Genomic DNA, 13,185 nt, shown 5'->3' with positions numbered 1-13,185 from the left:
GCTTCTGGAGCTACAGAGGGCTTTGTAAAAGTAATATTTGATGCCAAATACGGCGAATGGTTGGGTTGCCATATGATCGGTGACGGCGTAACTGACATGATTGCTGAAGCTGTATTAGGGCGTAAGTTAGAAACCACAGGTCATGAAGTATTAAAAACAGTACATCCACATCCAACCATGAGTGAGGCGGTTATGGAAGCTGTTGCTGCGGCCTACGGTGAAGTGATTCACTTATAGCTTGGAAGATTGAAGTTCATCACAACATAGTAAAAAAGCGATTCAAATTTTGAATCGCTTTTTTTATTAAGATTTACCTGCCTATCAGCAGACAGAGACTAGATTCGTTTTTGGAACTTATCTTAGAGTTTTAGTCCCAATCCAAAAAACAAGCCATTTGGAGCCAGTTCATCAAGGCCTAGAGCAAATTTAATGTGCGCATCCAACGACTTCGTAATGTCATAGCTTGAACTAATATCTGCACCAATCTTTAGTTTGTTGTTGAAAAAATCAAAAAAATAACTCACACTTGGACCCGCCATTAAGTGCAATTTATTGGCTACTTCATATTTCGCATAAATAGGGACGTTAAAAAAGTTAAAATCGCCCACTGAGATATAGAGAACCTCAGGTTGAATGGTCAAAAAATGATCAATTGGAAATTCTACAAAGACACCACCATAAAATCCGGTTTCAGAGGTTGAATAAAAGCCTAAATCTTGTAGATCCACGGTGAAAAACGTTTTATTCAATCCGCCTTTCACACCAAATCGAGTGTCAAGATCTTGCGCATTTACACCTAGTGCAGAGATCAGAAAAAACGTTAGTAATACAATTTTTCGATAATACATTCCTAATCATTTAAAAAACTCTGGATGGCCAATTCATAACTTTGCAGTCCAAAACCAACAATCACGCCTTTAGCATGTGGTGCAATAAAGGATTGATGCCTAAAATCTTCACGGGCAAAAGTATTGGATATATGAACTTCAACAACGGGTGTTGTGATGGCTCTTACAGCATCGCCAATGCCCACGGACGTATGAGTATAAGCGGCGGCATTCAAAATAATGCCATCATAATTGAATCCGACCTCCTGGATTTTGGAAATCAAATCGCCTTCAATATTCGATTGGAAATGGTCGATTTCAATCTTGGAATATTTAGCTTTTATGGTCGCTAAAAAATCTGTTAATGTGAGACTACCGTAAACATCCGGCTCCCTAGTGCCCAATAAGTTCAAATTTGGGCCGTTGATGATGATCAGTTTTTTCATAGGATAAAAGTATTAAAAATAGAGACATAAAAAAACCACCAAGTATTTTGGTGGTTTTTAAAAGTAAGAAAATGTGTTTGAAACTTAAAGCTTAAACAACAATCCAAATTGTGCAGTGTCAAAAAAGTTATTGAACACGTTGATGTTTCCATTAAAACCAGAAACGGCCTTACCACCGTCTACCTTAGCAGAAGAATAAGACAATACATCTGCAAGACCGAACGAGATGGCGATATTCTCAGTTACAAAATAGTTGATGCCTAAATTTAGACCAGCACCAAAACCATCGGCTTTAACATCAGCAATTTTATCTTTGCTTGAAACGTAACCTAAACCTAATTCGGTATAAGTTTTGAAACGTTTACCTAAATCCAAGAAGTAATATCGCGCAAAAACGCCAGCTCCAAAAGTTTTATTGTCGCCAGTATCAATTCCTGCCACTTCTTTAGTGGAAGAGGTAAATGCACCTTCTACTCCAACGGCAAAATCTTCAGTTAAAAAATAACCAACTTTAGGACTAATAGAGAAACCATTGGTTTTCGTGTCAGAGTTTTTGTTGTTTGTGCTATTAAAACCTAGACCTCCTTCAAGCATAATACCACCTTCTTCAAAACCGTAAGAGGTTTCAACTTCTTGAGCATTGACATTTGCTAATCCGAAAACTGCAAATGCAGCCATAAACATTAATTTTTTCATTTTTTTCATTTTAAGTTCTTATTAAATTTGAGGGTGCAAAAGTAGATTTATTTTTTACTTGAAAAAAATTAAAAACCCTGTATTTACTGAGGTTTTCATCTATTTTAGGCGTATAAAAAACCGAAGCTTTTGACTTCGGTTTCTATTAGATTGATAGTGTTTGAATTGCGTTTAGAATGAAAACCCAACTCCAAATTGCCAAACTGAATTTTTAACATCTCTACCTGAAATTATTGGCGCATCATCCTTGATCATATTGGTCAAACCAAGATTATATCTTGCAGAAAGAGACAGGCCATTGTCAAATTTGTAACCCGCTCCTAAAGCTAAGTTGGTATCAAAATTCTTCACGACAGAATCCTCAGGATCAAATTCAAAATCTCCTCCAATCGAACCTGACTCATATTTTACTTCCTCTTTGGTCTTAAAACCAAACTGTGGACCAGCTTCAGCATATAAACCTTTAACAAGATACACTTTAGCAATTAAAGGCACTTGAATATAGTCCAACTTATAGTCAGCGCGATCATTTATTGAAAACCCTTGACTGGAATACATCACTTCAGGTTGGAATGAAAAACGTTCACTTAGGGGAACTTCCATAAATAAACCTAAATGGAAACTTGTTCTAGAATCGAGATCACCAACATCATCTCCGGTAATTTTAGCAAGGTTAACCCCACCTTTTACACCAAACTGAATAGTTGTGTCATCTGATTGTGCATAAATTGTAGTGGCGCTTAAAAGCCCTATAACGGCTACTAAAAATAAATTTTTCATATCTTATGTTTTTAAATTGAAATTCAAAGATAAGTAGGCGTTCCCTTACGTTTTGTAAGATTAACAGAGTTTAACGGTGTTCCGAGATTTTTAACATATAATTAAATAGTTGACTTTATCCCATAAAAAAACCGAAGACTTAGCTTCGGTTTTTAAAATTTGTATGGAACCATCTATAATCTAAATTCTAGACCTGCCGATAAAATATCGAACGATCCACCGTCCATACTTATTCCTCGGTAAGCCAAAACAATAGCCATCGTTTCCGATACCCCATATTGCACCCTTGGCGCGTAATAGAAGCCACCGTCATTACCATCACTTACCCCAATAGCATAACCAAGATCAAGTCCTAATGTGAATTTGTCAGAGGCATTGAACCTTGCGGCTCCAGCAATCGGTATAAAGCTAACATCTCCATAATTAACACTAGCATTTCCAATTTGTGCCGCCTCTTTGCCAAAGGAATGTGAAAAACCTGACATGACGCCTAAATCAAACTCCTCAGACACTTCCCATAGAAAGCCAGCATCCAAAATAAGGCTAAAAGAACTAACGTCCCCAGCATTTCCAAGGGGAAGCCCCGCATTAATACCTAATTTAAAATCCTGCGCATGCAGATTGGTTCCAAAAATGGCAAGGGCCGCTAGTAAAAATAATTTTTTCATAATTTTATGTTTTAAATTGATTACTACAATCTAGGCTCTTTTTCTTTTTAATAAGATCCACTACCATAACAGTTATTAACATTATTATTAACATCTTAATAACACTTCCCTGAAAATAAGGTCTTTAAAAAATAACTTATCAACATTTTGAGGTAAAATAACAGAACAGCTTTTTGATGGTTCCTCATATAGGATATGAAATGCGGATAACTTTTGTCCATCCTTTAATAAATGGACGACTCTTATTAGCATTGGGAATCTATTTAATACTTTTGTTGTTATATTTAATTGAACACACGCATTGTTTTTATGTATAAAAAATGAAAATGCCCCACAACGGATAGCTTTTATGTGATTGGTTATTGGCGTTTGTATCGCTAAAACAGTACCATTGCACTAAGAAGCTTAAAAACAGACCTTATTTTTATTACAAGATTCTATTTAATTAAAATTTACTGGTGATGAAGTGGCATGATGCTTTAAATGATTATCAACTTTACTTGAAGATTGAACGGGGTTTGTCTCAAAACTCGATCAGTAATTATGCCTATGACATTAAAAAACTCATCAGTTTTTTAGAGCTCCATGAAATGATTATTTCTCCAATTGAGATTGATCATAGTACCATACAACAGTTTATATATGAGACGTCCAAAAACGTCAATGCCAGATCACAGGCACGGCTTATTTCCGGTTTACGAAGTTTCTTCAGCTATTTGGTGTTTGAAGATTATCGTAAAATCAATCCGTTGGATCATATAGAATCGCCCAAAATAGGCCGTAAATTACCTGATACATTAAGTCTTGATGATATCAACAATCTCATTGGCGCCGTTGAACTTACCAGAGAATATAATGGTGTGAGAATTGGCGAACGCGATCGGACGATCTTAGAAACCCTTTATAGTTGTGGTTTGCGTGTCAGCGAATTAACCAATCTCAAAATTTCTGATCTTTTCTTTGACGAGGGATTTATAAAAGTCACCGGAAAAGGTGATAAACAACGCTTTGTGCCCATTGGGAATTCTACACAGAAATATATTACGATCTACAAGGATGAAGTGCGTTCAAAAATAAACGTTCAAAAAGAGTTTAAGGACACGCTCTTTTTAAACCATCAGGGAAAACAGCTGACCAGAGCAATGATTTTCACGATTATTAAAAGGTTAGCCGAAAAAATAAATCTCAATAAAATTATTTCTCCTCATACCTTTAGGCATTCTTTTGCAACCCATTTGTTGGAAAATGGTGCCGATTTGAGGGCCATTCAGCTAATGCTAGGTCATGAAAGCATTACCACAACAGAAATCTATATGCATGTTGACCGGTCTCATTTAAAGGAGGTACTCAATAAATTCCATCCACGACGTTAATTCTTATTAATCAGTAATTCTAATTTGTTAGCGCTTTTGTGATCAAGTCGCCAATTTAATTATCTATAGATTAATTTTCCGGAGTTTGTTATATCTGAAAATTTCCAATCCTTGGGTGGATTTTGAGTCATTCTGTTGCAATAACCATTAAGTCTGACACTTTAAATTTCATTGTCATCAAAAAATATTTTAAAGATTGTAAAAAAAAACTTAACTTTAATAACAATCCCTTCTGAAAAGTATCAAATAGCATTTAAAATGGTAACTCAATATCCCCTAAGCAGAGTTAGCAAATTATTTAGCAACTTTTAAACTAAATCTTATGATATGAATTCACTAAGATCAGGATTGCCAAATTTTAACATCAATTCATCTCTTGTAGACGAGCTCAGATGGCAGCTAGCCTTAGAATATTCAGCTATAGGCATGTGGGAATATGATGCGATCTCAGACCGTGGATACTTATCGGAGGGTTCAAAAAAGATTTTGGGAGTATCAGATCCGTGCTTTGGAAACGATGCCAATTCATGGATTAAAAGAGTTCATCCCGATGATATTGAAAAATATTTAAGGGATTTTCAAGATCATTTAAAAGGTTTAAAACCCCTGTATGAAAATGAACACCGCGTAAAATGTGAAGATGGCAGCTACAAATGGATACTTGATAGAGGAAGGATTGTAGAATGGGATGACAATAACGACCCTAAAAGAGTCATTGGAACGCACACAGATATTACTACACAAAAGAAACAGGAGCAATCCATCAATGATGCCTTGATCATCGCCACTGAACACAACAACAAGCTTAAGAACTTCGCGTACATTGTAACGCATAACCTCAAGCAGTATACGGCCAATTTTGAAAGTTTATTGGAATTTTATGATGACACCGAAAATATAGGCGAAAGGAAGGAAATCATGGACCACTTAAAAACGCTTTCCCATAGTTTTACAAAAACAATTGCCAATCTTAACGATGTTGTTCACGTGCAGAACAGCAAATCCAAAGAGGTCCGAAAAATTTATATTGCGAAAGAGATAAACAATATCCTCAAACTTCTTGATTTTGTCATTTCCGAAACCAATGCAACAATCCATAACAACATCAATAAAAGATTATTCCTCTATTATAATAGTTCCTATTTTGAAAGTATCATTCAAAACCTATTGTCAAATGCCATAAAATACAAGCACCCCGATAGAGATCCTGTGATTTCAATTGATTGTTCTTACGATCAGCAAGAATTTAAACTTATTATTTCAGATAATGGAATGGGAATTGATTTGGATAAATTTGGAAATGACATTTTTGGATTGTACAAAACCTTCCATCATAATCCTGACTCGGAAGGTGTAGGTCTCTATTTAATAAAAAATCAAATTGAAAGTTTTGGAGGCCGTATTACTGTGGATAGTATAGTTGGCGTAGGCACCACGTTCACGATTCATGCCAAAAACAAAAGAGTCTGACATTGCCAGACTCTTTTAATTCTTTATTGTATTAATTCCTTATTTCGCGATATTAACCGCTCTAGTTTCTCGTATTACTGTCACTTTAACCTGACCAGGATACGTCATATCCGTTTGGATCTTTTGTGAAATCTCAAAAGAAAGATTTGCAGCTTGCTCATCGGAAACGCGGTCACTTTCTACCATCACCCTCAATTCGCGACCTGCTTGAATGGCGTAAGCTTTATTGACACCATTAAACCCAAAAGCCACATCTTCCAAGTCCTTTAAACGTTGGATATAAGAATCCAAAACCTGACGTCTTGCGCCTGGTCTTGCACCTGAGATGGCATCACATACTTGAACAATTGGTGCCAATAATGTAGTCATTTCAATTTCATCGTGATGCGCTCCAATTGCGTTGCACACTTCTGGTTTTTCGCCGTATTTCTCTGCCCATTGCATTCCTAAGATGGCATGCGGAGTTTCCATATCGGCTTCAGAATCAGGAACTTTGCCAATATCGTGAAGTAATCCCGCACGTTTTGCTATTTTGGCATTTAGACCCAATTCAGCTGCCATAACGCCGCAAAGTTTCGCAACCTCACGTGAATGCTGTAATAGGTTTTGACCATAAGAAGAACGGTATTTCATTCGTCCCACCAACTTGATCAGTTCCGGATGCAATCCGTGAATGCCTAAATCGATGACCGTACGTTTTCCTACCTCAATAATCTCCTGCTCTATTTGTTTTTGGGTTTTTTGAACCACTTCTTCAATTTTGGCGGGATGGATTCTTCCATCAGTAACCAGTTTATGAAGAGACAAACGCGCTACTTCACGTCTTACTGAATCAAAACAAGATAAAATGATGGCTTCAGGAGTATCATCTACAATTATTTCAACACCCGTAGCGGCCTCAATGGCACGAATATTTCGACCTTCACGGCCAATGATACGGCCTTTAACGTCATCAGATTCAATGTTGAACACAGAAACACAGTTGTCAATGGCTTCTTCTGTTCCAATACGCTGTATGGTATTGATGATAATCTTCTTAGCCTCTTGCTGTGCCGTTAATTTGGCTTCTTCAACGGTTTCTTGAATATAGGCCATGGCATCAGACTTAGCTTCTTGCCTAAGGGATTCAATAAGTTGAGATTTGGCTTCCTCTGCAGATAAAGCGGAAATAACCTCTAGTTGTCTGATTTGGCTTTTATGTGCCTTATCAACTTCTTCTTTCTTTTTCTCTAAAAATTCCAAGCGAAAATCATAATCCTTGATCTTCTCCTCTATTTCTTGTGAAAGTTTTTTGTTTTTAGCCAATTCATTGGACACTTGTGATTCTTTATCGCGAGTTCTTTTTTCGGCCTCTGCGATTTTTTTATCACGAGCAAGAATAATTTGTTCGTGTTCAGATTTTAGTTCAATGAATTTTTCCTTTGCTTGTAATAGTTTATCCTTTTTAATGGACTCTCCTTCAGCATTGGCCTGCCTTATGATCGCGCTGGATTCTTCCTTTGCATTTTTTAGAATTTTTGAAGCATTGTTCTTTTCAAGTGCTTTCGCTACAATATATCCCAGCAATATGCCTACTGCCGAGCAACTCACAATTATTAAAATTGTATCCGTTTCCATGTTTAGTTTAGTTTAAAAAAAATTTGAAATAATTCAAATATCCCGCTATTAAACGGAATCAGTTCAACCAAACAACCCGACATAAAGAGGTGCCGTTTAGCCAAAAAAAAAGCCTACATCAGTTTCGAATTTTGTATAAACCCCTTAAAAACAAGTTTAGGGCTAACAAGCTGATCAAAAATCTGCTCAAAGGCAGCTCGATTTTACAACTTAAACTCACCCTTTTTAAAGAATTAACGTTGAGTTTATCAAAAAAAATAACTAATGTAGGCAGTAACCTAATTTATTTATAAGAACGTTAAGAGCTTAAATGTGAATGAAGAAGATCGTTTAAAGCGGTTAATCTATTGGTAACATCTTCACTAACATTGTCTTTATCTATCATTTTCTGTTCCACTTGGGAAGCAAACTGTAAGGCACACATAGCCAAAACATCTTGTTTGTCCCTTACGGAATAATTTTGCTCAAATTGACTGATCATAGATTCAATTTTCTTAGCGGCTTTTCTCAATCCTTCTTCCTGTTCAGGTGCAATAGTTAATGGATACACTCTGTTAGCTATGGAAAGCTTAATTTTTAGCTGTTCTGACATTAAATCCTATACTTACATTATTGAGATAATTGTGCTATACAATGATCTATATCTTTTATTAATGTATTTATTTTGAGCTTTGTCTCTCGTTTGTTTTCATCACTGCCCAGCATCGAATTTGCAATTTTGAGGGCTTCATATTTTTCAATCCAAGAGGTTAACTCCTCTTGTTGCTGAATAATTTTTTGTTGATAACTAGCCAATTCTTCAGAAAGCTTCGCATTGGTTTGTTTCAAAACCTCTTGTTTATGCAAAACTTTACTGATTTTATTCTCTAAAGAATCAACAATATCCTCAACTTTACTCATTTACAAATTTCAATACTGATGAAACAAAGTTAACATACATAAACAAAAATCACAATTGTTTTATCATAAATTTTAAAAAAATAAGTTCTAAGTGAACTAAAGCCGTCTAAGTACTTCAAATTCACGAAGCTCCGAAAACGAAAACCATTAAAAACCGGTTTGTCATGAATTTTTTCTTGACTGAACCAAACTGCTAATTGGACTTGTAAGTTTAAGTGCCTATAACTTTAGGCGCTTTAAGTACTTTTTAATATTTTTAGCCTTTCAAATATAGCTATGAAATTTCTTTTTATTCCCCTATTTCTAACCACTTTTGCTTTTTCCCAAGTGGACTATCCAACTGATTATTTTAGAAGCCCGTTGGATATTCCCTTAATTCCGTCTGGCACTTTTGCAGAATTGCGTACCAATCATTTTCATGCCGGATTGGATATAAAGACCCAACAAAGGGAAGGTCTTAATGTATATACCGTTGCTGAAGGCTATGTAAGCCGTATAAAAGTCTCCCATTATGGTTATGGTAAAGTCATTTATATTACCCATCCTAATGGTTACACCAGTGTTTACGGCCATTTATCAAGTTATGCACCCATTATCGAAGCTTACGTAAAAGCGAAACAATACGAGAATGAATCTTATGAAGTTGAGATGTTTCCCGCAGTAGATGAATTGAAAGTAAAAGCGGATGAAATAATTGCCTACTCCGGAAACACTGGTAGTTCTGGTGGACCCCATTTGCATTTTGAAATACGAGACCAACAAGAGCGCACCATAAATCCGTTACTTTTTGGGTTGGAAATACAAGATAAGAAACCACCTTTTGTATCTGGTGTGTACGCCTATACCAAAGATGATAATTCTTTTGTGAATGGTAGAACTGGACGTGTTGAACTCCGGCTCATCCCTACTAAAAACAAAGATTATAATGTAGAGAGTATCAACGCCTATGGTAACATCGGGTTTGGTGTGATCAGTTACGACCAGCAAGATTTAGCGGTAAATCAAAATGGAATCAATGGGCTTCAGACTTTCTTTAATGGCCATAAAAAGTTTGAAATGGATTTTAACCGATTTTCATTTAGTGAAACGCGACATATCAATAGATTTCTTGATTATGAATTGTATAAAACAAAAAGAAGTCGAATCCAAAAACTATTTGTAGAAAAAGGAAATGTGCTAAGCCTCTACAAAGAGCTCGATAATGATGGCTATGTTAAGATTACAGACAGCACTGCTTCAGTTTATAAAATTAGAATCACTGATTTTCATGGCAACGAATCTTGGGTGACCATTCCAATTAATGGAAAAAAGATGTCGAAAACTCCAATAACAGTGGACACCAAGTCCAAAACTTATATTTTTGCCGACCAGCCTACCAATTTGAATGAAAAAAACGTGAACGTCTTTATCCCCGCAAACAGCTTTTATGAAGATACGTTTATTGATTTTAAGGTAAGTAATGACACTATATATCTACATAAAGATATCATTCCGCTCCAAAAAAATGTGACCTTACAATATAATGTCAGCAATTATAAAGATTCAGAAATTGAGAAACTCTACATTGCGGAGCTGATTGGAAACAAAAGATACCCGAGTTATCTCAATACAAAACGCGGAGAAAATAAAATATTGACAGCATCTTCAAATGCATTGGGAACTTACGCCTTGGTTATGGATACGCAAGGTCCTAAAATTTCTCCTGTCAATTTTCAGGATAAAAAATGGCTGAGCAATTACCGATACCTTAAATTTAAAATCACCGATGATCTTTCCGGAATCAGTAATTATAGAGCCACCATTAATGGCAAATGGGTTTTAATGGAATATGAATATAAAACCAATACCTTGACCTTTGATTTTAATGATAATGTGGTTAACGATACTGAAAACGAATTGAAACTCGTTGTGACTGATAATGTTGGAAATAGTTCTACATTTGAAGCAACGTTTTTTAGAAAATAAAACACATACCCTTTGAGACTATATTTTCTCCTTTTACGCGTCGTTTTCATGATATTACCTTTCTTGGGATGGTCTCAAACTGCCACGATTAAAGGTGTCATTTTGGATGATACCAATACGCCTATTTCCAATGTCAGTATTAAAAGTGGCGAGATAGGAACAACAACAAATGAAAACGGTTTTTACGAACTGAAAGTTCCGATCCATATGGATATTTCAATTGAATTCACACACGTTTCCCATAAACGTATCGTGGCCAAATTCAATCTTAAAAATGGGCAGACCTTAGAATTCAATCCAGTGATGAATATCAACATCGAACAAATTGCAACGGTGGTCATTTATGGCAATCAGCGTCAATCTGTAGATGGTGTGACCACGATTCCTCCGGCCCTGATCCGAACCATTAAAGGCGCACAACCGGGGATAGAAAATATTTTAAAAACTTTACCGGGTGTCAATATTTCCAATGAATTAAGTACCCAATATTCCGTAAGAGGTGGCAACTTTGATGAGAACCTGGTTTATGTCAACGAAATTGAAGTTTATAGACCTTTTTTAGTACGGTCAGGACAACAAGAAGGATTGAGTTTTGTAAATACGGATCTGGTACAAAATGTCGATTTTTCGGCAGGTGGATTTCAAGCGAAGTATGGCGATAAATTGTCGTCGGTCCTTGACATTACTTATAAAAACCCCATAAAATTTGGCATCAACGCCGATATATCCTTGTTAGGCGGTAGTCTTTCTGCGGAAGCGGTATCAAAAGACTCTAAGTTATCAGGCATTATTGGTTTACGCTACAGAGACAATAGCTTAGTGCTAAACTCCTTAGAAACGGAAGGCATTGTAAAGCCAGTTTTTGCTGATGCGCAAACCTATTTGACCTATAAGTTTACAGACAAGTTTCAGGTCAATTTCTTAGGAAACATCTCCAGCAACAAATACAACTTCCAACCACAAAACAGACAGACCAACTTTGGAACCATAGCCAACCCGATGGCCTTGATCGTATATTATGAAGGTCAGGAAAAAGATGCCTATACCACTTATTTTGGAGCATTCAAGGCGAATTATTTTGCCCACGAAGATTTGACCTTAAAACTGATTGCGTCCACTTATCATACCACGGAAGAGGAGCACTTTGATATTTTGGCACAATACCGTTTGGGAGAAGTGAACAGTAATATTGGGGAGGAAAATTTTGGTGAAGTTGAATTTAGTGAAGGCATTGGTTCACAACTCACCCATGCCAGAAATGATTTAGATGCCCTAATTACGACCATTGAGCACAAAGGCGATTATCAACTGGATGATAACATCTTTGAATGGTCTTTAAAATATACTCATGAAGATGTTCGGGACCGTTTGGTGGAATGGGAAGTGATTGATTCTGCCGGATTTTCGATTAAACCACCAAAAATTGGTGTTTATAATGACCAACCTTACCAACCCTACCAAGGCCCATTGGTCGCTTTTCAAAATATAAGGGCTACAAATTATGTTCAGATTGACCGTTTTCAAGCTTATGCACGATGGAGCAAGCGTTCAGAATTGGGCAATCATGACGTGTTTTATAATCTTGGGGTGAGAGCCCACAATTGGACGGTAAATGGCACTGGTATTGAAAGTAAGACACAAACAGTTTTCAGTCCGAGAGCTCAATTTGCCATTAAACCAGATTGGAATAAAGACATGCTATTTAGACTTGCCGGCGGTGTGTATTACCAGCCTCCTTTTTATAGAGAACTCAGGGATTCTGCCGGTGTGGTGAGACCAGATGTGAAGGCCCAAAAATCATTACATCTTGTTTTGGGCAATGAATACAGTTTTAAAATGTGGGAACGCCCTTTTAAATTGGTCTCTGAGGCCTATTATAAGCATATGACGGATGTTAATCCGTATACTCTGGAAAATGTGCGCATTAGATATCGTGCCACCAATAACGCCAAAGCTTACGCCTACGGTGTGGATTTGAGATTGAATGGTGAGTTTGTTCCTGGCACCGAATCATGGTTCAGTTTTGGCTATTTAAAAACTGAAGAGAATATTGAAGATCGCGGTTATATTGCAAGACCAACTGACCAACGACTAAAATTTGGAGTTTTGTTTCAAGATTATGTACCCAACATTCCGGAGTTAAAAGTGTATTTGAACCTGGTCTACAACACCGGTGTCCCGGGAGGCTCTCCTAGTTATGCGGATCCATACGAATATCAAAATAGATTACGTGACTATAAGCGTGCCGATGTTGGCTTTTCATATGTCATCGTGGATGGCAACAAAACTTACAATGCGAAGTGGAAAAATGCCTTTAAAGAGTTGACCATTGGTGTGGAAGTATTTAATATGTTTGATGTTCAAAACTCAATAACCAATACTTGGGTAAGAGATGTGTATAGCAAACGTCAATATGCCATTCCAAATTATTTGAGTCCGCGCG

The 13,185-nt window shown here is 36.6% G+C and carries 12 protein-coding genes, 1 other RNA gene and 1 pseudogene; 5 read left to right on the top strand and 9 right to left on the bottom strand.

What is annotated here, in order from left to right:
- Window positions 1–237 (top strand): annotated as a pseudogene (locus tag VLZ86_RS08235) (dihydrolipoyl dehydrogenase); the annotation flags it as partial.
- A 122-nt stretch (window positions 238–359) separates the two neighbouring features.
- Here VLZ86_RS08235 and VLZ86_RS08230 read toward each other — a convergent pair.
- The 5 genes from VLZ86_RS08230 to VLZ86_RS08210 all read right to left on the bottom strand — a co-directional run bounded on the left by VLZ86_RS08230 (window position 360) and on the right by VLZ86_RS08210 (window position 3,417).
- The gene (locus VLZ86_RS08230; RefSeq protein ID WP_325450172.1) at window positions 360–848 is read right to left on the bottom strand and encodes a hypothetical protein; all 489 of its coding nucleotides are present in this window, start codon (window positions 846–848) and stop codon (window positions 360–362) included.
- Between the two features lie 2 nt (window positions 849–850).
- On the bottom strand, window positions 851–1,273 hold the full coding sequence (aroQ, locus tag VLZ86_RS08225) for a type II 3-dehydroquinate dehydratase (protein ID WP_325450170.1): 423 nt from the start codon (window positions 1,271–1,273) through the stop codon (window positions 851–853).
- A gap of 84 nt (window positions 1,274–1,357) precedes the next feature.
- The gene (locus VLZ86_RS08220) at window positions 1,358–1,969 is read right to left on the bottom strand and encodes an outer membrane beta-barrel protein (protein ID WP_325450168.1); all 612 of its coding nucleotides are present in this window, start codon (window positions 1,967–1,969) and stop codon (window positions 1,358–1,360) included.
- 171 nt (window positions 1,970–2,140) lie between these two features.
- The gene (locus VLZ86_RS08215; protein ID WP_325450166.1) at window positions 2,141–2,749 is read right to left on the bottom strand and encodes a porin family protein; all 609 of its coding nucleotides are present in this window, start codon (window positions 2,747–2,749) and stop codon (window positions 2,141–2,143) included.
- A 173-nt stretch (window positions 2,750–2,922) separates the two neighbouring features.
- Window positions 2,923–3,417 carry an outer membrane beta-barrel protein gene (locus VLZ86_RS08210; protein ID WP_325450164.1) on the bottom strand — a complete coding sequence of 165 codons (495 nt, stop codon included), beginning with the start codon at window positions 3,415–3,417 and terminating at the stop codon, window positions 2,923–2,925.
- A 461-nt stretch (window positions 3,418–3,878) separates the two neighbouring features.
- Between VLZ86_RS08210 and xerD the strand changes: the two genes are divergently transcribed.
- Together xerD and VLZ86_RS08200 are read left to right on the top strand one after the other, a co-directional pair.
- Entirely contained in the window at window positions 3,879–4,790 is a 912-nt protein-coding gene (xerD, locus tag VLZ86_RS08205) for a site-specific tyrosine recombinase XerD (RefSeq protein ID WP_325450174.1), read from the top strand.
- Between the two features lie 327 nt (window positions 4,791–5,117).
- On the top strand, window positions 5,118–6,260 hold the full coding sequence (locus tag VLZ86_RS08200; RefSeq protein ID WP_325450162.1) for a sensor histidine kinase: 1,143 nt from the start codon (window positions 5,118–5,120) through the stop codon (window positions 6,258–6,260).
- 39 nt (window positions 6,261–6,299) lie between these two features.
- Here VLZ86_RS08200 and rny read toward each other — a convergent pair whose 3' ends face one another.
- From rny to VLZ86_RS08180, 4 genes are all read right to left on the bottom strand, one after another.
- Window positions 6,300–7,877, bottom strand: a complete 1,578-nt coding sequence (gene rny / locus VLZ86_RS08195) for a ribonuclease Y (protein WP_325450160.1) — start codon at window positions 7,875–7,877, stop codon at window positions 6,300–6,302.
- 137 nt (window positions 7,878–8,014) lie between these two features.
- Window positions 8,015–8,122: non-coding RNA, 6S RNA (gene ssrS / locus VLZ86_RS08190), on the bottom strand.
- Between the two features lie 53 nt (window positions 8,123–8,175).
- Window positions 8,176–8,469, bottom strand: a complete 294-nt coding sequence (locus VLZ86_RS08185) for a cell division protein ZapA (protein ID WP_325450158.1) — start codon at window positions 8,467–8,469, stop codon at window positions 8,176–8,178.
- Between the two features lie 17 nt (window positions 8,470–8,486).
- Window positions 8,487–8,777 carry a hypothetical protein gene (locus tag VLZ86_RS08180; RefSeq protein WP_325450156.1) on the bottom strand — a complete coding sequence of 97 codons (291 nt, stop codon included), beginning with the start codon at window positions 8,775–8,777 and terminating at the stop codon, window positions 8,487–8,489.
- A 276-nt stretch (window positions 8,778–9,053) separates the two neighbouring features.
- Here VLZ86_RS08180 and VLZ86_RS08175 point away from each other — a divergent pair, with 276 nt between their 5' ends.
- Both VLZ86_RS08175 and VLZ86_RS08170 read left to right on the top strand, forming a co-directional pair.
- Window positions 9,054–10,742 carry a M23 family metallopeptidase gene (locus tag VLZ86_RS08175; RefSeq protein ID WP_325450154.1) on the top strand — a complete coding sequence of 563 codons (1,689 nt, stop codon included), beginning with the start codon at window positions 9,054–9,056 and terminating at the stop codon, window positions 10,740–10,742.
- Between the two features lie 48 nt (window positions 10,743–10,790).
- Window positions 10,791–13,185 (top strand): carboxypeptidase-like regulatory domain-containing protein (locus VLZ86_RS08170; RefSeq protein ID WP_325450152.1); only part of this gene is annotated, 2,395 nt, incomplete at its 3' end.

Source organism: Gelidibacter sp., assembly GCF_035515035.1.
GTDB lineage: Bacteria > Bacteroidota > Bacteroidia > Flavobacteriales > Flavobacteriaceae > Gelidibacter.
The sequence above is the reverse complement of the archived record's forward strand: the minus strand, read 5'-3'. Positions and strand labels throughout refer to the sequence as shown.